Source organism: Pseudomonas sp. GZJR-8 (assembly GCF_002916705.1).
In the GTDB taxonomy this organism is placed as follows: Bacteria; Pseudomonadota; Gammaproteobacteria; order Pseudomonadales; family Pseudomonadaceae; genus Aquipseudomonas; species Aquipseudomonas synxantha_A.
The window spans coordinates 276,951-298,830 of the sequence record NZ_JXSI01000004.1; the positions used below are offsets into that span (position 1 = coordinate 276,951).

Below are 21,880 nucleotides of genomic sequence, written 5' to 3' on the forward strand. Positions count from 1 at the left end.
ACTCCTGCCGATGACTGTGACCCTGCGCCGTGCTACGTCGACCTGGCATAGGCTTAGACGGCCTCGTTGGACTCGTCCTCGAACGCTGCAAACAGCGGTTCGTCTTCAACGATTTCGGCGTTGGCAATGAACTCGTAGCTCATCAGGCCTTCAGCGATTTCACGCAGGGCTACAACGGTAGGCTTGTCGTTTTCCCACTGGACCAGGGGCTCTTTGCCGCCAGTGGCCAGTTGACGGGCACGCTTGGTAGAGAGCATGACCAGCTCAAAGCGGTTATCCACGTGTTCTAGGCAGTCTTCAACGGTTACGCGGGCCATGGTATTCCTCGGAGCGAATGCAAGATGCGCGCTGCCCGGTTGGGCGAGCGGACTGAGCAGTTTAAAAAATCACCAGCGTTTAGGGAAGCGCTGATTTTTCGCAGGCTCTCGCAAAACCGCTACAAGTGCCAATGTAAGGCCCTTGCAGCGGTTTTGGGAAGAGCCAATCAGCCGAGCAGTTCGGCGAGTAATTTGCCGAAACGCTGCTGTTGACGCTTTTGCTGGAGCTGATTGGCACGGAAAATCGCCTTCAAATCATCCAAGGCGTGGGCAAAATCGTCATTGATGATCAGGTAGTCGTAGTCGACATAGTGGCTCATTTCGCTGACGGCTTCACGCATACGCCCTTCGATGATCTCGTCGCTGTCCTGGCCACGGTTGGTCAGGCGCTGGTGCAAGGCTTCAAGCGATGGCGGCAGGATGAAGATGGAGCGCGCCTTGGGCATCAGCTGGCGCACTTGCTCGGCGCCCTGCCAGTCGATTTCCAGGATCAGGTCGTGGCCTTCGTCCAGGGTCTGCTGCAGGTGGCTCTGCGAGGTGCCGTAGAGGTTGCCGAACACTTCGGCGCGCTCCAGGAAGTCCCCGTGTTCGATCATCTTGACGAACTCGGTACGCTCGACGAAGTGATAGTGCACGCCGTCCACTTCGCCCGGGCGCATGGCGCGGGTGGTGTGCGAGACCGAAATGCGGATCTGCTCGTCGGCGTCGGTCAAGGCCTTGACCAAGCTGCTCTTGCCCGCGCCCGAAGGGGCGGAAATGATGTAAAGGGTGCCGGTGCTGTGGGTCATGGAGGTTGCCTTACTCAATATTCTGTACTTGTTCGCGCATTTGCTCGATCAACACTTTGAGGTTGACCGCCGCCGTGGTGCTGCGCGGGTCGAACGCCTTGGAGCCCAGTGTATTGGCTTCGCGGTTGAGTTCCTGCATCAGGAAGTCCAGGCGCCGACCGGCGGCGCCACCGGACTTGAGCACGCGGCGTACTTCAAGAATGTGGGTGCTCAGGCGGTCGAGTTCTTCAGCCACGTCGCTTTTCTGGGCAAGCAGGACCATTTCCTGTTCCAGACGCGTCGGGTCAAGGTCGGCTTTCATGTCGGTGAAGCGGTCGAGGATCTTCTGGCGTTGGGTAGCAAGCATCTGCGGCACCAGTTCGCGCAGGGTGACCACATCGGCTTCGATCGATGTCAGACGCTCGTTGATCAGGCGCGCCAGTTCAGCGCCTTCGCGCTCACGGCCGGCCTTGAGCTCCTTCAGGCCCTGGTTGAACAGCGCGAGGGCTTCGGCGTTCAGGGCCTGCGGGTCGGTTGCGTCGCCCACCAGTACGCCGGGCCAGGCCAGGACTTCCAGAGGGTTCAGCGCGGCCGGTTGCTTGATCAGGCCGGCGATGGTTTCGGCGGCGGCAACCAGTTGTGCGGCGCGGTCGCGGTCCAGCTGCAGCGGTTTGCCGGTGGTTTCTTCGGTAAAACGCAGGGTGCATTCCAGCTTGCCACGGGAAATGCCCTGGCGCAGCGCTTCACGAACGGCGCCTTCGAGGTCGCGGAACGACTCAGGCAGGCGCAGGTGTGGCTCCAGGTAACGGCTGTTGACCGAGCGCAATTCCCAGCTGAGGGTGCCTTGAACCCCGGCTTTTTCGACACGGGCGAAGGCGGTCATGCTGTGCACCATGGAGGTACCTCGTGTTGGATAGATAGAGATTGGCTAGGCCGACCTGTAGGAGCGAGCAAGCTCGCTCCTACAGTCGAGAGGCGCAGGATTGTAGCGCAGTGCGCAGGAGGCGCCCAAACATGCGCATTCGTAACCGAATTTTTAGAAGTGCCCCGAATCGGCTCGCGGCTCTATAATGCTCGGCAGTTTTTCGTCCTCAGTACAGGTATCCCCTATGAAACGTCCAAGTGGTCGCGCTGCCGATCAGCTCCGCTCGATCCGCATCACCCGCAACTACACCAAACACGCCGAGGGATCCGTACTGGTCGAGTTTGGCGATACCAAGGTGATTTGCACCGTCAGCGTCGAAAACGGCGTGCCGCGCTTCCTCAAGGGCCAGGGCCAGGGCTGGTTGACCGCAGAGTACGGCATGTTGCCGCGCGCCACCGGTGAGCGTAACCAGCGTGAAGCCAGCCGTGGCAAGCAAGGCGGGCGTACCCTGGAAATCCAGCGCCTGATCGGCCGTTCCCTGCGTGCCGCGCTGGACATGTCCAAGTTGGGCGACGTGACCCTGTACGTCGACTGCGACGTGATCCAGGCTGATGGCGGTACCCGTACTGCATCCATTACTGGCGCCATGGTAGCCCTGGTCGACGCATTGAAAGTGATCAAGAAGCGTGGTGGCCTCAAGGCGGGTGACCCGCTCAAGCAGATGATCGCCGCTGTGTCGGTCGGCATGTACCAGGGCGAGCCTGTGCTGGACCTGGATTACCTGGAAGACTCGGCCGCCGAGACCGATCTGAACGTGGTCATGACCAGCACCGGTGGTTTCATCGAAGTGCAGGGCACCGCCGAAGGCGCGCCATTCCAGCCGGCTGAGCTGAACGCGATGCTGGCCCTGGCCCAGAAGGGCATGACCGAAATCTTTGCACTGCAAACCGCGGCACTTGCTGACTAAGCCCGCCCCAAGGAGAAGCGCCATGAATGACAGCCAATTGCCGGTTCCGGCACCGTCCAAGGAAGTACGCCAGTTGGCAATGCTGTGTCATTTCGCGGCGTTTGCAGGGTTGGTGTTCCCCTTCGGCAGCGTGTTGGGGCCGCTGATCCTGTGGCAGTTCAAGAAGGATGTGGACCCGCTTATCGATGATCAGGGCAAGGAAGCCCTGAATTTTCAGATCACCGTGGCCATCGCCTGGTTGGTGTGTCTGGTGCTGGGCTTCGTGGTGGTCGGCTTTTTGCTGATGACCGTACTGGTGATAGGGGCGTTGATACTGACGATCATTGCCGGGATCAAGGCCAACAAGGGCATTGCCTATCGCTATCCGTGGACTTGGCGTCTGGTCAAGTAACCGAGCGGCCACAAAAAAACCGACATTGCCGTCGGTTTTTTTGTGCCTGGAAAAAGACCTCAGATGGTCAAGGTCCAGTCGTAGTCCACGATCAGCGGCGCGTGCTGCGAGAAGCGCGGCTGGCGTGGCAGGCGAGCGCTGCGTACGAACCGGCGCAGGCCCGGGGTCAGCAGCTGATAGTCGAAACGCCAGCCCAGGTTGAGCATCTCGGCCTGTTCGTTATCCGGCCACCAGCTGTACTGGTCGCCTTCGCGGCTGACTTCGCGCAGGGCATCAACATAGCCCATGTTGCCGACAATCTCGTCCATCCAGGCCCGTTCCGGCGCCAGGAAGCCCGGTGATTGCTGGCTGTCGCGCCAGTTCTTGATATCCAGCTTCTGTTGCGCCACGTACAGCGAGCCACAATAAATGTACTCGCGACGTTTGCGTCGCTGTTTATCTAGGTAACGGGCGAAGTCGTCCATTAGCTTGAACTTCTGGTTCAAGTCTTCATCGCCGTTCTGCCCCGAAGGAAGCAGCAAGGTCGCGATGCTGACCTTGTCGAAATCGGCTTGCAGGTAGCGCCCGTAGCGGTCGGCTGTCTCGAAGCCGAGGCCGCTGATGACCGCCTTGGGTTGCAACCGCGAGTACAAAGCCACGCCACCTTGGGTGGGCACTTCGGCATCGCAGGCATAAAGGAAGTAGCCATCCAGTTGGAAGGCTGGGTCGTCCAGTTCAAAGGCGGAGGCGCGGGTGTCCTGCAGGCAGATGACGTCGGCATTCTGGGCTTGCAGCCAACTGAGCAAACCACGCTCGACTGCAGCCTGAATACCATTAACGTTCACACTGATGATCCGCATAAATGGCCCCAAAAATCGCGTGCGTGTATGATACACGCCGTCCACCTAATTAGCTAAATCCGTGGTATCTGAGGCTTTTTTCATGCAGGCGTATCAACGCGATTTCATTCGTTTTGCCATCGATCGCGGCGTTTTACGCTTCGGTGAGTTCACTCTCAAGTCCGGGCGCACCAGCCCGTACTTCTTCAATGCAGGCTTGTTCAACTCGGGTTCGGCCCTGGCTCAGCTGGGTCGTTTCTACGCGGCAGCCATCGTTGAAAGCGGTATTTCCTTTGATGTGCTTTTTGGTCCGGCCTACAAGGGTATTCCCCTGGCTGCGGCTACAGCGGTGGCCCTGGCGGAATATCATGGGCAGGATCTGCCGTGGTGCTTCAACCGTAAGGAAGCCAAGGCCCACGGTGAAGGCGGCAGCCTGGTAGGGGCTCCGTTGACCGGCGATGTGCTGATCATCGATGACGTGATCACCGCCGGCACCGCCATTCGTGAGGTGATGCAAATCATCGCTTCCCAGGACGGCGCCAAGGCCGCCGGCGTGCTGATCGCCTTGAACCGCCAGGAGCGTGGCAACGGTGAGTTGTCGGCGATCCAGGAGGTGGAGCGTGATTTCGGCATTCCCGTGGTAAGTATCGTGTCGTTGAACCAGGTGTTGCAGTTCCTGGAGGATGATCCGCAGCTCAAGCAGCATTTGCCGGCTGTGCGTGCATACCGCGAGCAGTTCGGCGTCTGACACTGACCCCTGTGGGAGCGGGCTTGCCCGCGATAGCGGTGTGTCAGTCGGTGCATTTTTGAATGTACTGCCGTCATCGCAGGCAAGCCAGCTCCCACATTTGAACGGTGTACAAACAAAAGGCCCCGCTCAATTCAATTGAGCGGGGCCTTTTTATTTGCAGCGGTTAAGGACGCTTGCGGTTACTGATCAGCGTGCCCACACCGGTATCAGTGAAGATTTCCAACAGGATTGCATTCGGCACACGGCCATCCAGGATCAGCGAGCTGCCTACACCACCTTGCACTGCTTCCAGCGCGCAACGGATCTTCGGCAACATGCCGCCGTAGATGGTGCCGTCGGCGATCAGGTCGTCTACCTGCTGGGTGGTCAGGCCGGTGAGTACCTTGCCTTCCTTGTCCATCAAACCGGCGATATTGGTCAGTAGCATCAGCTTTTCAGCCTTCAGTGCTTCCGCCACCTTACCGGCTACCAGATCGGCGTTGATGTTATAGGACTCGCCATTGGCACCCACGCCGATCGGCGCAATCACCGGGATGAAGTCGCCCTTGACCAGCAGGTTGAGCAAATCGGTGTTGATGCCGATCACTTCGCCCACCTGGCCGATGTCGATGATTTCCGGTTGGGTCATCTCCGGCGTCTTGCGGGTCACGGTAAGTTTCTTGGCGCGGATCAGCTCTGCATCCTTGCCGGTCAGGCCGATGGCGCTGCCGCCGTGGCGGTTGATCAGGTTGACGATGTCTTTGTTGACCTGGCCGCCGAGGACCATCTCCACCACGTCCATGGTCTGCGCGTCAGTGACACGCATACCATCGATGAAGTGACTCTCGATCGACAGACGCTTGAGCAGGTCGCCGATTTGCGGGCCGCCACCGTGGACGACCACCGGGTTGATCCCCACGGCTTTCATCAGCACGATGTCGCGGGCAAAGCCGGTTTTCAGCTCGTCGCTTTCCATGGCATTGCCGCCGTACTTGATCACCAGCGTCTTGCCGACGTAGCGTCGAATATAAGGCAACGCTTCGGACAGGACCTTGGCGGTGTTGGCAGCGGCTTCGCGTTCGAGGGTCATTCAGGGCTCCGGGCAAAAAATCAGAACGGTAATTGGAGATCAGGGGCAACACGTTTCAACTGGGCGTGGAACACGTCCTTGATACGCTGCAACTCGGCCTCGGTATCCGCCTCGAAACGCAGGACCAGCACCGGTGTGGTGTTGGACGCGCGAACCAGGCCCCAGCCTTTGGCGTAATCGACTCGCACACCATCAATGGAGGTCAGGTTGGCGCCTTCACCCCATTGCGCATCGTGCAATGCGTCAATGATGCTGAATTTGCTCTCCTCGGTCACATGGATATTGATCTCTGGCGTAGAAATATCATTCGGGAAGGTCTGAAACAGTTCTTCGGCGGTGGATTTTTCCTTGCTGAGGATCTCCAGCAGACGAGCGGCGCTGTAAATGCCGTCGTCAAACCCGAACCAGCGCTCCTTGAAGAACACGTGGCCGCTCATTTCGCCGGCCAATAGTGCGCCGGTTTCCTTCATTTTCTTTTTGATCAACGAATGACCGGTCTTCCACATTAGCGGGCGACCGCCGTACTCCTTGATCAGTGGCGTCAGGCGACGGGTGCATTTCACGTCGAAGATGATCTCGGCGTTGGGGTTGCGCGCCACGACGTCACGGGCAAACAGCATCAGCAGGCGGTCGGGGAATACGATCTCGCCGGTTTCGGTCACCACGCCTACGCGGTCACCGTCGCCATCGAAGGCCAGGCCGACGTCGGCGCCCACTTCCTTGACCTTGGCGATCAGGTCCACCAGGTTTTCCGGCTTGCCCGGGTCCGGGTGGTGGTTGGGGAAGTTGCCGTCGACGTCGCAGAACAGCGGGATTACTTCGCAGTTCAGCGCTTCGAGCAATTGCGGGGCTATCACGCCAGCCGCGCCGTTTCCGCAATCCACCACCACTTTGAGGCGGCGCGCGAGTTTGACGTCGCGGGTGATTTCATCGGAGTAGCGCTGCAGGATGTCGACCTTGGTGATGGTGCCGGTGCCGCTGGTCAGGTCGTTGGTTTTCAGGCGGGTGTGCAGGGCCTGGATCTGTTCATTGGCCAGCGTATCGCCAGCGATGACGATCTTGAAGCCGTTGTAGTCCGAAGGGTTATGGCTGCCGGTGAGCATCACCCCGGATTTACCGGCCAGTACGTTGGCCGCGTAGTACAACGCGGGTGTCGGCACCAGGCCGACGTCGCTGACGTGGCAACCGCTGTCGGCCAGCCCCTGGATCAGTTGCTCGACCAGCTCGGGGCCGGACAAACGGCCGTCACGACCCACCGAGACGTTGGGTTCGCCCTGGGCAAGGCTCTGCGAACCGATGGCGCGGCCGATCCAGTAGGCGGTTTCGGCGGTCAGGGTCTTGGGTACCACGCCACGAATGTCATAGGCGCGAAAAATGCTGTCGGGAAAGGTCGGGGCTACGCGGGCTGCGGTACTCATCGCGGGGGAAACTCCATCTGAAAGGGGGCAAGGCGGGCCTGATGTGGCTGGCCGGCAGGCTCAAACTGAAGGGTATGACGGCGTTTTCGGCAGAGAGTTCGTGGTGTAAAAATGCCATCGGCGCATTGGCGCTAGCATTATTTTTACGTAGTCCTTTGATTTCATTGGAGAAATCTCGATGATTATTTCCGCGCATTCTTCATCCTGAAAAGCCGGGCGGTGGCGCGTGGCCGGACGATTGCATCCGGCCACGTTCAGCTTAGTCAGTGACTGCCGGAATGCCCAAAACCGCCTGCGCCGCGCTGGGTTTCGTCGAATTCCTGCACCAATTCAAAATGCGCCTGCACCACCGGCACCAGGACCAGTTGGGCGATGCGCTCGCCGACGGCGATGTTGAAAGCAGTCTGGCCACGGTTCCAGCACGAGACCATCAACTCGCCCTGGTAGTCAGAGTCGATCAGGCCGACCAGGTTACCGAGCACGATGCCGTGTTTGTGGCCCAGGCCGGAGCGCGGCAGGATCAGCGCCGCCAGGCCCGGGTCGCCGACATAGATCGACAGGCCGGTCGGGATCAGGATGGTCTGGCCTGGCTCAAGAACGGTGTCTTCCTTGAGCATGGCGCGCAGGTCCAGGCCGGCGGAGCCCGGTGTGGCGTAGGCCGGCAGGGGGAATTCGTTGCCGATGCGGGGGTCGAGGATCTTGGCTTGCAAAGCGTGCATGAAAATTAAACCTGGTTCAGCCGTTGGGCGATAAAAGAGATCAGTTGGCGGGCAATCTTGCCCTTGCTGGTCTGGGCGAAAAGGGTGGCGTGCAGCTCGCGGTCGATCACGCTGCAGGCATTTTCCTCGCTGTTGAAGCCGATGCTCGGGTTGGCGACATCATTGGCAACGATCAAGTCGAGGTTTTTGTCTTTCAGTTTGCGCGCGGCGTAGTCCAGAAGGTGCTCGGTCTCGGCAGCGAAACCGACACTGAACGGACGGTCCGGACGGGTGGCGATGGTGGCCAGGATGTCCGGGTTGCGCACCATTTGCAGGAGCAGTCCGTCGCCGCTTGTAGGGTCTTTCTTGAGCTTTTGCGGGGCTACGACTTCAGGGCGGTAATCCGCCACCGCTGCCGAGGCGATGAACAGGTCACAGGGAATGGCGGCTTCACAGGCCGCCAGCATGTCCCGGGCGCTGACTACGTCGATTCGCGTGACGCGATCAGGGGTCGGCAAATGCACGGGGCCTGTGATCAGGGTCACCCGTGCGCCTGCCTCGACCGCAGCTTCTGCCAACGCAAAGCCCATTTTTCCTGAGCTATGGTTGGTGATGTAGCGCACCGGGTCGATGTTTTCCTGGGTCGGGCCTGCGGTGATCAGCACGTGCTTGCCGGTCAGGGCCAGGTGCTGGAAGCACTCGGCGGCGCATAGCGCAAGGTCGGTGGCTTCGAGCATCCGGCCCATGCCGACGTCGCCACAGGCCTGGCTGCCGGAGGCGGGGCCAAACACCTTGAGGCCGCGGCTTTGCAGGAGTTGGGTATTGGCTTGGGTGGCCGGGTCGCGCCACATGGCCTGGTTCATGGCCGGGGCGATCGCCACGGTGGCGTCGGTGGCCAATACCAGGGTGGTCAGCAGGTCATCGGCGATGCCCTGGGCCAGGCGGGCGATCAGGTCGGCGGTGGCCGGGGCGATCAGCACCAGGTCGGCCCATTTGGCCAGTTCGATATGGCCCATGGCGGCTTCGGCCGCCGGGTCCAGCAGGTCGAGGTGAACCGGGTGGCCGGACAGGGCCTGCATGGTCAACGGAGTGATGAACTCACTGCCACCACGGGTCATGACCACGCGCACTTCCGCGCCCTGGTCCAGGAGCCTGCGAACCAACTCTGCGCTCTTGTAAGCGGCAATGCCGCCGCCGACGCCGAGAACGATGCGTTTCCGATACAGACGCTGCATTGGTTTGCCTTTCCAGTTCAGTGATGCCAGTTCAGTGACGCCTGCGATGACCCCTCCCCAGGTGAAATCGCATGCAAAAAAGAGGGCCTACGATAACACAGCGTCTGCCGCGCAACAGCGCAGCAGATACAGACGGAGGTGGGATGAGTATTCGTGATTGGCCCGTGGCGGAGCGTCCACGGGAGAAGCTGTTGGAAGGCGGCGCGGCGAGCCTGTCCGATGCCGAATTGTTGGCGATCTTCCTGCGTACTGGCGTTTCCGGTCGAAGTGCGGTGGATCTGGCGCGTGATCTGCTGGTGCAGTTTGGCGGCCTGCGCCCGCTGTTGGAGGCCAGCCAGACGCTGTTCAGCCAGCATATGGGGCTGGGGCCGGCGAAGTTCGCCCAATTGCAGGCGGTGCTGGAAATGTCCCGGCGCCATCTGGCCGAACGCTTGCGCGCCGACTCGGTAGTGGAGAGCCCGCTGGCTGTGCGTCAATACCTCAAGGCGCTGTTGCGCCATGAGCCTCATGAGATATTCGGCTGTCTGTTCCTGGACTCAAAGCATCGTGTACTGGGGTTCGAGGCGTTGTTTCAGGGCACCATCGACACTGCGATTGTTTACCCGCGGCAGGTGGTCAAGCGTGCCTTGGCGCATAACGCGGCAGCGGTGATTTTGTGCCACAACCATCCCTCCGGGAATGCGGAGCCCAGTGCATCTGATCGCAGATTGACCAAAATGCTGCAAAAGGCGTTGGAAGTGGTGGATGTGCGGGTGCTGGATCACATCATTGTGGGAGATGGTGATCCGCTGTCGATGGCTGAATACGGATGGGTATAGCCACCTCTGTTCCTGTAGGAGCGAACAAGCTCGTTCCTACAGGGAAGGGGTTGCGCCCTAGGGCTTGAGGCTGATTTTCGAATAATCCTGGCGGCCGAACGGGCTTACCTGGTAACCCTCGACATTCTTGCGCGTCAATGCAAACGCCGTCGGGTGCGCCAGCGGCAGCCACAGCGCCTGCTGCTGGATCTGCGCCTGGGCCTGCTGGTACAGCTTGGTGCGTACGCCTTGCTCGCTGGTGGTCTTGCCAGCGCTGATCAACTTATCCAGAGCGGGGTCGCAGTAGCGGGCGAAGTTGGTGCCGGATTTCAGCGCTGCGCAGGAAAATTGCGGGGTCAGGAAGTTGTCCGGGTCGCCGTTGTCGCCGGCCCAGCCCATGAACAGGAGGTCGTGTTCGCCGGCCTTGGCGCGGCGAATCAATTCGCCCCATTCGATCACACGAATTTCAGCCTGGATGCCAACCTTGGCCAGGTCGGCCTGTAGCAGTTGGGCGCCGAGGTTCGGGTTGGGGTTCAGCAGGCTGCCGGTAGGGCGCGTCCATATTGTGCTCTTGAAACCGTCCTTGAGCCCGGCACGTTCCAGCAGCGCCTTGGCCTTGGCCAGATCCTGTGGGTAGCCTGGCAAATCGTTGGCATAGCTCCAGGTATTGGGTGGGTACACACCGTTGGCTGCTTCGGCGGTGCCCTCGAAGACGGCCTTGAGGTAGCTACTCTTGTCAAAGGCCAGGTTGATCGCCTGGCGTACTTCGGGTTTGTCCAGCGGTGGGTGCTGGCTGTTGATGGCGACGAAAGCCGTCATGAAGGCAGCGGTTTTTTCCACCTTCAGCGCCGGGTCTTTTTCGGCTTCGCCTACATCCAGGGGCTTGGGCGACAGGGCAATCTGACATTCGTTGCGATGCAGTTTCTGCAACCGTACGTTGGCGTCCGGGGTGATGGCAAAGATCAAGTTATCCACAGCCGGTTTGCCCGCGAAATAGTCCGGGTTGGCCTTGTAGCGCACCACGGCATCTTTCTGGAAGCGCATGAATACGAACGGGCCGGTGCCGATGGGCTGACTGTTGAGTTTCTCAGGCGTGCCGGCCTTGAGTAGTTTGTCGGCATATTCAGCCGGGTAGATCGAGGCAAAGCCCATGCTCAACGCCGGGAGAAAGGTGGAGTCGGCGTGGTCGAGGGTGAAACGCACCGTCAGCGGATCGAGGGCATCGATCTTCTTGACCAGTGCCGGCAATTGCAGGGACTGGGCGTGGGGGAAGCCGCTCTGGGCGATCTTGTGCCACGGGTTGGCCGGATCGAGCATGCGCTCGAAGCTGAAGCGCACGTCTTCGGCGGTCAGCGTGCGGCTTGGGCTGAAATAATCGGTACGGTGAAATTTCACGCCCGGGTGCAGCTTGAAGGTGTAGGTCAGGCCATCGGGGGAAACTTCCCAGCTGTCTGCCAGGCTCGGTACCAGCTTGCCGCTGGCCGCATCAAAGTCCACCAGGCGGTTCATCAGCACGTCCGCCGAGGCGTTGGTGGTGGTCAGCGAGTTGTACTGCACCACATCGAACCCTTCGGGGCTGGCCTCGGTGCAGACGCTCAAGTTGGTGGCTGCAACGGCCATCGGTGCGATAAAGAAGGGGGCAAGCAGTAGTGGTAGGGCAGCGAGGCGCATATTCGGTTTCCTGTGCAGATCGAAGGCCCATCTGCGAGTGCAGTCTGGAAAAAGACTACCGTAGAGGTCTGATTGATAAATGACTAGCCCATTTTTGCCTGTGCTTTTGGCCAAAATGCTGTTTTGATGGCGCCTCAGCGCGTTTCGCCGTGCACTTCCCTGTGCCTGCGGGCGCTGTAAATCATTCTGTGCGACGAGCGGTCGGCTGTTACAGCGGCCCCTCCTGGCAGCGGTTCGGGCGTCCGGCACCAAGATTTACGCTGGTAAAAACACACGGGCTGTTGTTGCACTGGGGTCTTTCTGGTATAAAGCAGCGCTCTTTTCTAGGGGCCCGGTTCCTTCGCTTGTAGGTGTAGCCGGTAAGACCCTAAAGAAACGCGGCGCCTGGCGCCAAATGACTGAGAGATTAAGCGGCCAACCCATGCCGGGTTGGGCATGTGGTTTTAGAGGGCTGAGGCATGTCGAGAGTCTGTCAAGTTACCGGTAAGGGTCCGGTGACTGGGAATAACATTTCCCACGCAAATAACAAAACCCGTCGTCGTTTCCTGCCGAACCTGCAGCATCACCGCTTCTGGGTTGAAGAAGAGAAACGTTTTGTTCGCCTGCGTGTATCTGCCAAAGGCATGCGTATTATCGACAAGCGTGGCATCACTGTCGTGCTGGCCGAAATCCGCGCCGCTGGCAAGATCTAAGGAGCTCTATCATGCGTGAATTGATTCGAATGATCTCTAGCGCCGGTACTGGTCACTTCTACACTACCGACAAGAACAAGCGTACTACCCCGGACAAGCTCGAAAAGAAAATGTTCGACCCGCGCGTTCGCAAGCACGTGATCTACAAAGAAGGCAAAATCAAGTAATTGATTTTCTTCCTTGTGAAAAAAAGCCCGTATCTCACGATGCGGGCTTTTTTTTGCCTGGGATTTGCTGATCAGGCTTTCTGCTCGAACACCACGTAGATCTTGCGGCACGCTTCCAGCACTTCCCAGGTGCCCTTGAAGCCAGCGGGGATCACGAAGCGGTCGCCGGCGCGCAAGGTCTTGGCGTTGCCTTCGGCGTCACGCAGTACGGAAACCCCCTGCACAATCTCGCAGTATTCATGCTCGGTATAGCTGACCGTCCACTGCCCGACCTCACCTTCCCATACCCCTGCATTCATCTGGCCACACGAGCTGTTGTAGTGGTTGTAGATCGTTTGCTCGGGATCGCCCTTGAGGATTTTTTCTGCGGCAGGGCGGTAGCGTTCGGGGGCCGTGTTGGCTTGGCTGAAGTCGACGATATCCTGGATGCTCATGTGCGTGTCCCGTCTGGCCTGCGGTTGGAGAGCCCAAAGTCTATGTTTATTAAAATGAACATCGCAAGGGCGTTTACCGCCGTTATGTCAAATATATTGAAACATCCCCAGCCGCTGGTTTAGGGTGGCAGCTGCCTTGCGCCGAACAGCTGGCTGGCGGGCAAGAATTCTTTGAGGCTGCCGGGGGGACACCCGCCTGGCCCTCTATTCAATAAGAGGAGGACACTCGCATGACCACCCTGACCCGTGCCGACTGGGAACAACGCGCCAAGGATCTGAAGATCGAAGGCCGCGCCTACATCAATGGCGAATACACCGCCGCCGTTTCCGGTGACACCTTCGAATGCATCAGCCCGGTCGACGGTCGTCTGCTGGCCACTGTCGCCAGCTGTGACGCGGCTGACGCCCAGCGCGCCGTGGAAAACGCCCGCGCCACCTTCAATTCCGGCGTCTGGTCGCGCCTGGCGCCGGCCAAGCGCAAAGCCACCATGATCCGTTTCGCCGCGCTGCTCAAGGCCAATGCCGAAGAGTTGGCACTGCTTGAAACCCTGGACATGGGCAAGCCGATCAGCGACTCCCTGAACATCGACGTTCCCGGTGCGGCAAATGCCCTGAGCTGGAGCGGTGAGGCAATCGACAAGATCTACGACGAAGTCGCGGCCACCCCTCATGATCAACTGGGCCTGGTGACCCGCGAGCCAGTCGGCGTGGTCGGCGCCATCGTGCCGTGGAACTTCCCGTTGATGATGGCCTGCTGGAAACTCGGCCCGGCGTTGTCCACCGGTAACTCGGTGATCCTCAAACCGTCCGAAAAATCCCCGCTGACCGCCATCCGTATCGCCGCCCTGGCCGTCGAAGCCGGCATTCCAAAAGGCGTGTTCAACGTATTGCCAGGCTATGGCCACACGGTGGGTAACGCCCTGGCGGTGCATATGGACGTGGATACGTTGGTGTTCACTGGCTCCACCAAGATCGCCAAGCAACTGCTGATCCGCTCCGGCGAATCGAACATGAAGCGCGTGTGGCTGGAAGCGGGCGGCAAGAGCCCTAATATTGTGTTTGCCGATGCGCCGGATCTGCAAGCCGCCGCAGAATCTGCGGCCAGTGCCATCGCCTTCAACCAGGGTGAAGTCTGCACTGCCGGTTCGCGCCTGCTCGTGGAGCGTTCCATCAAGGACACCTTCCTGCCGCTGGTGATCGAGGCGCTCAAAGGCTGGAAGCCGGGCAACCCACTGGACCCAGCCACCAACGTGGGTGCGCTGGTGGATACGCAGCAGATGAACAACGTGCTGTCCTACATTGAGTCCGGTCATGCCGACGGTGCCAAACTGGTCGCTGGCGGTAAGCGCACACTGGAAGAAACCGGTGGCACCTACGTCGAGCCAACTATTTTCGATGGCGTGACCAATGCCATGAAGATCGCTCAGGAAGAGATCTTTGGCCCGGTCCTGTCGGTGCTCACTTTCGACAGCGCCGAAGAAGCCATCGCCATTGCCAACGACACCCAATACGGCCTGGCCGCAGCGGTATGGACGGCGGATATCTCCAAGGCGCACCTGACGGCCAAGGCCCTGCGTGCCGGCAGCGTCTGGGTTAACCAGTACGACGGCGGCGACATGACCGCACCGTTTGGTGGTTTCAAGCAGTCGGGTAATGGCCGCGACAAGTCGCTGCATGCGTTCGACAAGTACACCGAGCTGAAGGCGACCTGGATCAAACTCTAAGCAGCACTGCAGGCCAAACGTGGGAGGGGGCTTGCCCCCGATAGCTGGGTGTCAGCCACTGCATGTGGTGACTGGCCCACCGTTATCGGGAGCAAGCCCCCTCCCACACTGTTTTGTGCGACCCCGTAAATTATCCACAGGAGCGTGGCAATGCGTTGGGCGACTTATTTCGCCGTCCTGGCCTCGGTACTCAGCGTTGGCCTGGCCTTGGGCGTGAGCATGCCGTTGGTATCCCTGCGTCTTGAAGGCTGGGGCTACGGCAGCTTCGCCATTGGCGTGATGGCGGCGATGCCGGCATTCGGCGTATTGCTGGGTGCCAAGGTCTCCAGCCGAATGGCGTCCTGGCTCGGCACTGCCAACCTGATGCGCCTGTGCCTGTGGGCCGGGGCGCTGTCTATCGGTTTGCTGGCGATCCTGCCCAGCTACCCGGTGTGGCTGGTGCTGCGGTTGATGATCGGGGTGATCCTGACCATCGTATTTATCCTGGGTGAAAGCTGGATCAACCAACTGGTGATCGAGCAGTGGCGCGGCCGCCTGGTGGCGCTGTATGGCTGCACTTATGCCTTGAGCCAGCTGTCGGGACCCTTGCTGCTGGGCCTGATGGGCACCGATCATGATTACGGGTTCTGGGTGGGCGTCGGCCTTTTGGTAGTGGCGCCGCTGCTGTTGCTGGGGCGATCCGGGGCGCCGACGGCTGATGCGTTCAGCGTCACGTTCAGCGAGCTGTGGCGCTTTTGCCTGAGCTTGCCGGCGATTGCCTGGGCGGTGGCGTTATTCGCCGCATTCGAAGCGATGATTCTGACGCTGTTGCCGGTGTACTGCCTGCAACAGGGCTTCACTGCCGAGATTGCCTTGGCGATGGTCAGCACAGTGGTCGTGGGTGATGCGCTGCTGCAATTGCCCATTGGCGCCCTGGCCGATTACTTGCCGCGCCGCACGTTGTTCCTGGGGTGTGCGCTGCTGTTGCTGGCGTCGAGCCTGGCGGTGCCGTTGTTGATGCACACACTGCTGGTCTGGCCGGTGTGGGTGCTGTTCGGCGCCAGCGCGGGTGGGTTGTTTACCCTGTCGCTGATTTTGATTGGCGAGCGCTACCGTGATGATGCGTTGGTGCGTGCCAACGCCCACGTGGCGCAGCTGTGGGGCATTGGCTGCCTGATCGGGCCGCTGGTGGCGGGTGCGGGCAGCCAATGGGTCAGCGGTCATGCACTGCCATTGCTGATGGCGGCGGGGGCGTTGGGGCTGGTGGTGCTGTTGCTGCGCCAAGGGGCGTTTGGAGCAGCGCAGCCTGCCTGAACTTCTTTGGCTTAAAGCATACGTTCCAGGCCAACTGACGTGGCGAACCAAGCATTGAAACGGCGCCACCAACTGCCGGGCTCGCGGGTCAGGGTGTGCAATTGCCCGTTGTCCTCGGTGACCCACACCACATTGCCATCCTGCAATTTCGCCTCGTAGCTCAGCGTCGGCGCCATACCTTCCAGCGCCAGGTTGCGCACATGCTCCGCCAGTTCAGGGCTGTCCACCAGCACGCCGACTTCGGTGTTCCACAGCACCGAGCGCGGGTCGAAATTGAACGAGCCGATAAATGACTTCTCGCGATCGAAGATCATTGCCTTGCTGTGCAGGCTCGAATCGGAGCCGTAGAGGCTGCCTCGACGAAACAGGTGCGGGCCACTGCTGGCACTGGGGTCGCCTGGTTGTCGTCGCAGCTCATAAAGTTTGACCCCATGCTCCAGCAGTGCCTTGCGATAGGGCGCGTAACCGCCGTGCACGGCCGGTACGTCAGTGGCTTCAAGGGAATTGGTCAGCAGGCTCACTGACACCCCTGCGTCGGCCCTACCTGTCAGGTACACCAACCCGGGCGACCCCGGAACGAAGTACGCCGAAATCATGATCAGTTCACGGCTGACCCCTTCCAGCTCCGGGGCCAGTTGGGTGGTGAGCAGCAACTGCGGGTCCGGATCAGCCTTGGCCAGCACCTTGCTCGGTGCGTCCCACAGCGCCTGATTCCAGGCCCAGATCAGCTCACGGCGCCAGATGTCCATACGTGGTCGGGTCTGGTAGGTACGCAGGCGGTTATACAGGGCGTGGTTCTGCTGACGCGATTGCGCCAATGAAGCTTCCAGGCGCCCGCGGGCGACGGCCAGATCGATTTTGGAGGGCATCTTCGAGACAAACTCATCAATAGGTTTGCTCAGTGCGCTGTTCCAGTACTGATCGAAACTGTGACCCAGTTGCTCTGCCACCGGTCCGACGCTGAGCATGTCGATATCGGTGAAGTTCAGGTTGGGCTCGGCGTCGAAATATTCGTCCCCCAGATTGCGCCCGCCCACAATGGCCACGCTGTTATCCGCCAGCCACAGTTTGTTGTGCATGCGCCGATGTTGCAGCGACAGGTTGAATACACGGCCCATGGCGCGTGTAACGCCGGTGCTGCGGCCCAAATGCAGGGGGTTGAACAGGCGAATTTCGATTTTGGGGTGGGCGGCGAGGGTGGCGATGATTTGGTCGAGGCCGTCGCTGGTGGTGTCGTCCAGCAGGATGCGCACACGCACACCGCGGTCGGCGGCCTTGAGCAGTTCGTCCACAAGCATACGCGTGCTGATGCCGTCGTGAACGATGTAGTACTGCAAATCGAGGCTGGATTGGGCGTTGCGGATCAGCTCGGCGCGAGCCATGAAGGCTTCACTGCTGTTGGGCAGCAAGCGAAAACCCGAGCGCCCTTGGTGCGGCGCCGCCTGGGCCTGGATCGAGCGACCGAACGAGGAGCCGTTCGCCGGCAGGGCATCGCTGGGAATACGCGGTGTGTCGACCGTGGCGCAGCCGCCCAGGGCCAAGGTGCCCAACAGCAAAAACGGTAATAGCCGTCGAATTATCAAGGGAGCTGCTTCCAGGTCAGGGCGGTTATCGATATATGACGGCCTTTTCCGGCGAAAGGTCAGTGCAGCGTCTCTGCCAGCATCTTGAGCGCGGCGGCGCCGACCTTGCGCACCGCTTCTTCAATCTGCGGGGTTGGCTTGGCGGCATAGTTCATACGCAGACAGTTACGGTATTTGCCGGAGGCAGAAAAGATGCTGCCTACGGCCACTTGCACGCCTTGTTCCACCAACACGCGATTGAGCTTCAAGGTGTCGAAGCCCTCCGGCAGTTCGATCCACAGCAGGAAGCTGCCTTGGGGCCGACTGGCGCGCGTGCCTGCCGGGAAGTAGCGGCTCACCCAGTCGAGCATCAAGTCGCGATTGCGCTGGTATTGCGTGCGCATCCGGCGCAAATGCGGTTCGAAATGGCCGTTTTTGAGAAATTCGGCAATCGCAATCTGCGGCTGGGTGGCGGTAGAGCCGGTGCTGATGTATTTCATGTGCAACACCCGGTCCAGGTAGCGCCCCGGCGCCACCCAGCCAATGCGTAACCCGGGTGCCAGGGTTTTCGAGAATGAGCTGCAGAGCAGCACGCGGCCATCGTCATCGAAGGATTTAATGGTGCGCGGGCGTGGGTAGCTGTAGGCCAGTTCGCCATACACATCGTCTTCGATGATTGCCACGTCATAGCGCTGCGCGAGTGTCAGCAGTGCGCGTTTGCGCGCCTCCGGCATGATGTAGCCCAACGGATTGTTGCAGTTGGGCGTGAGCTGGATGACTTTGATCGGCCACTGTTCCAGCGCCAGTTCCAGCGCTTCCAGGCTAATGCCGGTGATCGGGTCGGTGGGGATTTCCAGGGCTTTCATGCCCAGGCCCTTGAGGGTCTGCATGGCGCCGTGGAAGCTGGGCGAGTCCACCGCAACAATATCGCCGGGCTCGCAGATCGCCCGGATGCTGGCCGACAGCGCCTCATGGCAGCCGGTGGTGATCACAATGTCTTCAGCGGTCAGTTGGCAGCCGGAGTCCAGCGACAGTCGAGCGATTTGCTCGCGCAATTCCATACAGCCAAGGATGTTGTCGTAATACAGGCCCGGCAGATCCTGGCGACGACTCACCCGCGCCAGGCTGCGCAGCAAAGGTTTCAGGGTGGGTGACAATACATCTGGCATACCACGGCCCATCTGTATGACGTCTTTGCGGGGTACCGCGCGAATCAGCTCAAGCACCTGGTCCCACTGGGAGATCTCTACCGGCCGTTGGGCCGGGCGGCCTACCTCGGGCAGGGCCGGCAGCTCGCGACCGGCGGGTACAAAGTAACCGGACTTGGGCTTGGGCATTGCCAGGCCGTTGTCTTCCAGCAACCGATAGGCCTGCTGCACGGTACTCAGGCTGACCCCGTGCTCCACGCTCAAGGCTCGCACCGAGGGCAAGCGATCGCCGGGGCGATAGAAGCCTTGTTCGATGCGAGTGCCGAGCAATTCAGCGAGGTTGACGTAAAGGGTCATGGCGGCCGCTCCTGATAGACCAGTACAGATAGAGTGAAAATACAGGATTCAGCCATCCATAGGCAGTATCTGTATGGATTTAATAAAAACAGGCTGGATCTGTAATGGTTTTGCCCGTGCCCCCATCCTAGTCACTCAAGGCAACAAGCCAACGAGGGGCAGCAAAATGAACGGCATGAGCGATGTGCGGCTGGCGCTACACAGCCAAGAACTGGAAGCAGGGCAGCAGCGGGCAACGACTGCGCCTGTCGGCAGCCGCTGGAGCCTGTTCTGGCAACGTCGTCACACGCGCAAGGCGTTGCTTACGCTGACCCGCGAGCAGCTGCTGGACGTGGGTTTGACCGCTGAACAGGCGCGCCAGGAAGGCCTGAAGCCGTTCTGGCGCAGTTGATCACACCAGTTCTTTGAGGCGGTGCCAGAGCATCCCCAGCGCCAGCAGCGGTGAACGCAAGTGTTTGCCACCGGGGAAGGTGATGTGCGGCACCTGAGCGAACAGGTCGAAACGCCCCTGTTGCTGGCCGCTGATGGCTTCGCCGAGCAACCTGCCCGCAAGGTGCGTGGCATTCAGGCCGTGACCCGCGTAAGCCTGGGCGTAATACACATTGGGTTGATCCGCCAACCGGCCGATCTGCGGCAGGCGGTTGGCGCCGATGCCGATCATGCCGCCCCACTGGTAGTCGATCTTCACGTCGGCCAGTTGCGGGAATACCTGCAACATTTTCGGTCGCATATAGGCGCCGATATCCTTGGGGTCGCGTCCGGAATAGTGGCAGGCGCCGCCGAACAACAGGCGGCGGTCGGCGGACAGGCGGAAGTAATCCACCGTCACGCGCTGGTCACACACGGCCATGTTCTGCGGCAGCAGGCGGGTCGCTTGCGCTTCACTCAAGGGCTCGGTGGCGATGATGTAGCTGCCGGCCGGTAGTACCTTGCCACTCAATTGCGGGTTGAGCCCATTCAGGTAGGCGTTGCAGCACAGCACCAGGGTTTTGGCACGTACGTGGCCCTGGGCGGTGTGCACCTTGACGTCGGGGCCGTAGTCGATGCGCGTCACTTCAGACTGCTCGAACAACTTCACGCCCAACTGCTGCGCGGCGGCCGCTTCGCCCAGCGCCAGGTTCAGTGGGTGCAGGTGACCAGAGCCCATGTCGATCATGCCGCCCACATAGCGCTCGGAGCCGATCACGCTGCTCATCTGGCTGGCTTGCAGCAGGCGTACCTCGTGGCGGTAGCCCAGGCTGCGCAGTTCTTCGGCATCTTGCGCCAGGCCCTGCAAATCACGGGGTTTGTTGGCCAGGTCGCAGTAGCCCCAGGTCAGGTCGCAGGGAATCTGGAAGCGTTCTACGCGGTCACGCACGATCTCCACGGCTTCCAGCCCCATCAGCTTCATCTGGCGCACGCCGTCACTGCCGATCACGGACGCGAACTGATCCAGCCCGTGGCCGACGCCGCGAATCAACTGGCCGCCATTACGCCCGCTGGCGCCCCAGCCAACCCTGCGCGCTTCCAGCACCACCACGCTGAAGCCGCGCTCGGCCAGCTCCAAAGCCGTGTTGAGCCCGGAATACCCCGCGCCAATCACGCATACATCGGCGCGCAGCTCGCCTGTCAACGCCGGGTACTCGGGGTGCGGCACGCTGCTGGCGGCGTAGTAGGACGCGGTATGCCGGGCGCTGGCGGTCATGGGGAGCCTCCCTGTTTGGAAAATTTGACGCAGGATACAGCGGTCCGATGAAGCTGTCTGCGCGCTGCGTTTTGCGTCAGAATCCACGCCTATTCGCCGTTGGGTATGTGTATCGATGAGTTGCAACAGTCAGAAAGTCAGCGCGCTGCGCAGACAGATTCCTTCATTTGAATGTGTTCCGGGTTGCCATGACTGCTGTGGGCCGGTGACCACTTCGCCTGAGGAAATGTCGCGCCTGCCACGCAAGACGGCCGCCGAGCAGGAGGCCGCCATGGATGAGCTGAACTGCGTGCACCTGGGGCCCCATGGGTGCACGGTGTATGACGAGCGGCCACTGATCTGTCGCCTGTTCGGCACCACCAAGACCTTGCCATGCCCCAATGGGCGCCGACCGGTTGAGCTGATTCATCCGCGGGTCGAGAAGCAGATCCATGAGTACATGGCGAGTACCCGGCAAGTGCTGGTCTGACTGAGTCAATCGGGGATCGGCAGGTTCAGGCTCTCCTTCACCTCTTCCATCACGATATAGCTCTTGGATTCGCGCACATGGGGCAACTTGAGCAGGATATCGCCGAGCAACTTGCGGTACGAAGCCATCTCCGAGATACGCGCTTTCACCAGGTAGTCGAAGTCCCCTGAAACCAAGTGGCACTCCAGCACATGAGGCAGTTTCAGCACGGCGCGGCGAAATTCCTCAAAGGTGTCGCCAGACTTGTAATCCAGGCTGATCTCGACAAATACCAGCAGGCTGCCTTTCAAATGCTGCGGGTTGAGCCGCGCGTTGTAGCCTATGATGATCCCTTCGCGCTCCAGGCGCCGCACCCGCTCGGTACAGGGAGTGGTGGACAGCCCGACCTTTTCCCCCAGCTCCGTGAACGAAATGCGCCCGTCGGTTTGCAGGATGCGCAGGATATTGCGGTCGATCTTGTCCAGCTCCCGCTTGGTCTGGGTGTTGGTACGCATAGGGGATACGCCTCTGTGAAAAGGGTTTTTGCCAAGAATTGTCGCCAAATATAGGCATTTATATAGTGAAATGCACTGGTGATTGTTTTTTA

The 21,880-nt window shown here is 60.4% G+C and carries 23 protein-coding genes and 1 pseudogene; 10 read left to right on the forward strand and 14 right to left on the reverse strand.

From position 1 onward, the window contains the following. Positions 1-53: 53 nt before the first annotated feature. The 3 genes from rpoZ to TK42_RS10315 all read right to left on the reverse strand — a co-directional run bounded on the left by rpoZ (position 54) and on the right by TK42_RS10315 (position 1,979). Positions 54-317 carry a DNA-directed RNA polymerase subunit omega gene (gene rpoZ / locus TK42_RS10305; protein WP_003176920.1) on the reverse strand — a complete coding sequence of 88 codons (264 nt, stop codon included), beginning with the start codon at positions 315-317 and terminating at the stop codon, positions 54-56. Positions 318-484: 167 nt separating this feature from the next. Continuing rightward, entirely contained in the window at positions 485-1,105 is a 621-nt protein-coding gene (gene gmk, locus TK42_RS10310) for a guanylate kinase (protein ID WP_103734154.1), read from the reverse strand. Positions 1,106-1,115: 10 nt separating this feature from the next. Next, a complete protein-coding gene (locus TK42_RS10315) occupies positions 1,116-1,979 on the reverse strand; it encodes a YicC/YloC family endoribonuclease (RefSeq protein ID WP_005792488.1) in 864 nt (287 codons plus the stop codon). A gap of 214 nt (positions 1,980-2,193) precedes the next feature. Here TK42_RS10315 and rph point away from each other — a divergent pair, with 214 nt between their 5' ends. Both rph and TK42_RS10325 read left to right on the forward strand, forming a co-directional pair. Further along, a complete protein-coding gene (rph, locus tag TK42_RS10320) occupies positions 2,194-2,916 on the forward strand; it encodes a ribonuclease PH (protein WP_005792487.1) in 723 nt (240 codons plus the stop codon). A gap of 22 nt (positions 2,917-2,938) precedes the next feature. Continuing rightward, complete coding sequence (locus tag TK42_RS10325) at positions 2,939-3,307, forward strand: DUF4870 domain-containing protein (RefSeq protein ID WP_005792486.1); 369 nt, start codon at positions 2,939-2,941, stop codon at positions 3,305-3,307. Between the two features lie 59 nt (positions 3,308-3,366). Here TK42_RS10325 and TK42_RS10330 read toward each other — a convergent pair whose 3' ends face one another. Further along, positions 3,367-4,146, reverse strand: coding sequence for an exodeoxyribonuclease III (locus TK42_RS10330; RefSeq protein WP_003195493.1), 780 nt, complete (start codon positions 4,144-4,146; stop codon positions 3,367-3,369). An 82-nt stretch (positions 4,147-4,228) separates the two neighbouring features. Between TK42_RS10330 and pyrE the strand changes: the two genes are divergently transcribed. Beyond that, positions 4,229-4,873 (forward strand): orotate phosphoribosyltransferase, encoded by a 645-nt coding sequence (pyrE, locus tag TK42_RS10335; protein WP_103734155.1) that lies wholly within the window; start codon positions 4,229-4,231, stop codon positions 4,871-4,873. Positions 4,874-5,039: 166 nt separating this feature from the next. Here the strand turns inward: pyrE and argB are convergent, their stop codons facing one another. The 4 genes and pseudogenes from argB to coaBC all read right to left on the reverse strand — a co-directional run bounded on the left by argB (position 5,040) and on the right by coaBC (position 9,296). Then, positions 5,040-5,945, reverse strand: coding sequence for an acetylglutamate kinase (argB, locus tag TK42_RS10340; RefSeq protein WP_003213275.1), 906 nt, complete (start codon positions 5,943-5,945; stop codon positions 5,040-5,042). Between the two features lie 20 nt (positions 5,946-5,965). Continuing rightward, positions 5,966-7,372 (reverse strand): annotated as a pseudogene (locus tag TK42_RS10345) (phosphomannomutase/phosphoglucomutase); the annotation flags it as partial. Positions 7,373-7,626: 254 nt separating this feature from the next. Beyond that, complete coding sequence (gene dut / locus TK42_RS10355) at positions 7,627-8,082, reverse strand: dUTP diphosphatase (protein ID WP_016975923.1); 456 nt, start codon at positions 8,080-8,082, stop codon at positions 7,627-7,629. A gap of 5 nt (positions 8,083-8,087) precedes the next feature. After that, positions 8,088-9,296, reverse strand: coding sequence for a bifunctional phosphopantothenoylcysteine decarboxylase/phosphopantothenate--cysteine ligase CoaBC (gene coaBC / locus TK42_RS10360; RefSeq protein WP_015886530.1), 1,209 nt, complete (start codon positions 9,294-9,296; stop codon positions 8,088-8,090). Positions 9,297-9,439: 143 nt separating this feature from the next. Here coaBC and radC point away from each other — a divergent pair, with 143 nt between their 5' ends. Then, positions 9,440-10,114: a DNA repair protein RadC gene (gene radC, locus TK42_RS10365; protein ID WP_103734156.1), complete on the forward strand. Its 675-nt coding sequence runs from the start codon at positions 9,440-9,442 to the stop codon at positions 10,112-10,114. 57 nt (positions 10,115-10,171) lie between these two features. Here the strand turns inward: radC and TK42_RS10370 are convergent, their stop codons facing one another. Further along, a complete protein-coding gene (locus TK42_RS10370; protein ID WP_103734157.1) occupies positions 10,172-11,764 on the reverse strand; it encodes an ABC transporter substrate-binding protein in 1,593 nt (530 codons plus the stop codon). Between the two features lie 458 nt (positions 11,765-12,222). Here TK42_RS10370 and rpmB point away from each other — a divergent pair, with 458 nt between their 5' ends. Together rpmB and rpmG are read left to right on the forward strand one after the other, a co-directional pair. Next, positions 12,223-12,456, forward strand: a complete 234-nt coding sequence (gene rpmB / locus TK42_RS10375) for a 50S ribosomal protein L28 (RefSeq protein WP_003176907.1) — start codon at positions 12,223-12,225, stop codon at positions 12,454-12,456. Positions 12,457-12,467: 11 nt separating this feature from the next. Further along, the gene (gene rpmG / locus TK42_RS10380; protein WP_003176906.1) at positions 12,468-12,623 is read left to right on the forward strand and encodes a 50S ribosomal protein L33; all 156 of its coding nucleotides are present in this window, start codon (positions 12,468-12,470) and stop codon (positions 12,621-12,623) included. A gap of 71 nt (positions 12,624-12,694) precedes the next feature. On the opposite strand, the gene TK42_RS10385 is transcribed toward rpmG, so the two are convergent. Further along, positions 12,695-13,057 (reverse strand): cupin domain-containing protein, encoded by a 363-nt coding sequence (locus tag TK42_RS10385; protein WP_103734158.1) that lies wholly within the window; start codon positions 13,055-13,057, stop codon positions 12,695-12,697. Positions 13,058-13,287: 230 nt separating this feature from the next. Here TK42_RS10385 and TK42_RS10390 point away from each other — a divergent pair, with 230 nt between their 5' ends. Together TK42_RS10390 and TK42_RS10395 are read left to right on the forward strand one after the other, a co-directional pair. Next, positions 13,288-14,781 carry an aldehyde dehydrogenase gene (locus TK42_RS10390; RefSeq protein WP_032878725.1) on the forward strand — a complete coding sequence of 498 codons (1,494 nt, stop codon included), beginning with the start codon at positions 13,288-13,290 and terminating at the stop codon, positions 14,779-14,781. Between the two features lie 150 nt (positions 14,782-14,931). Continuing rightward, positions 14,932-16,074, forward strand: coding sequence for an MFS transporter (locus TK42_RS10395; RefSeq protein WP_103734159.1), 1,143 nt, complete (start codon positions 14,932-14,934; stop codon positions 16,072-16,074). Positions 16,075-16,085: 11 nt separating this feature from the next. On the opposite strand, the gene TK42_RS10400 is transcribed toward TK42_RS10395, so the two are convergent. Then, positions 16,086-17,654 carry a phospholipase D family protein gene (locus tag TK42_RS10400; protein WP_081883358.1) on the reverse strand — a complete coding sequence of 523 codons (1,569 nt, stop codon included), beginning with the start codon at positions 17,652-17,654 and terminating at the stop codon, positions 16,086-16,088. Positions 17,655-17,716: 62 nt separating this feature from the next. Next, positions 17,717-19,141, reverse strand: coding sequence for a PLP-dependent aminotransferase family protein (locus TK42_RS10405; RefSeq protein WP_103734160.1), 1,425 nt, complete (start codon positions 19,139-19,141; stop codon positions 17,717-17,719). Positions 19,142-19,307: 166 nt separating this feature from the next. Here TK42_RS10405 and TK42_RS10410 point away from each other — a divergent pair, with 166 nt between their 5' ends. Continuing rightward, positions 19,308-19,532, forward strand: coding sequence for a DUF1127 domain-containing protein (locus tag TK42_RS10410; RefSeq protein WP_032878730.1), 225 nt, complete (start codon positions 19,308-19,310; stop codon positions 19,530-19,532). Here TK42_RS10410 and TK42_RS10415 read toward each other — a convergent pair whose 3' ends face one another. Beyond that, positions 19,533-20,825: an FAD-binding oxidoreductase gene (locus tag TK42_RS10415; RefSeq protein ID WP_032878732.1), complete on the reverse strand. Its 1,293-nt coding sequence runs from the start codon at positions 20,823-20,825 to the stop codon at positions 19,533-19,535. Between the two features lie 115 nt (positions 20,826-20,940). Here TK42_RS10415 and TK42_RS10420 point away from each other — a divergent pair, with 115 nt between their 5' ends. After that, positions 20,941-21,294 (forward strand): YkgJ family cysteine cluster protein, encoded by a 354-nt coding sequence (locus TK42_RS10420; RefSeq protein WP_005792472.1) that lies wholly within the window; start codon positions 20,941-20,943, stop codon positions 21,292-21,294. Between the two features lie 5 nt (positions 21,295-21,299). Here the strand turns inward: TK42_RS10420 and TK42_RS10425 are convergent, their stop codons facing one another. Then, complete coding sequence (locus TK42_RS10425; protein ID WP_103734161.1) at positions 21,300-21,788, reverse strand: Lrp/AsnC ligand binding domain-containing protein; 489 nt, start codon at positions 21,786-21,788, stop codon at positions 21,300-21,302. Between the last annotated feature and the right edge of the window lie 92 nt (positions 21,789-21,880).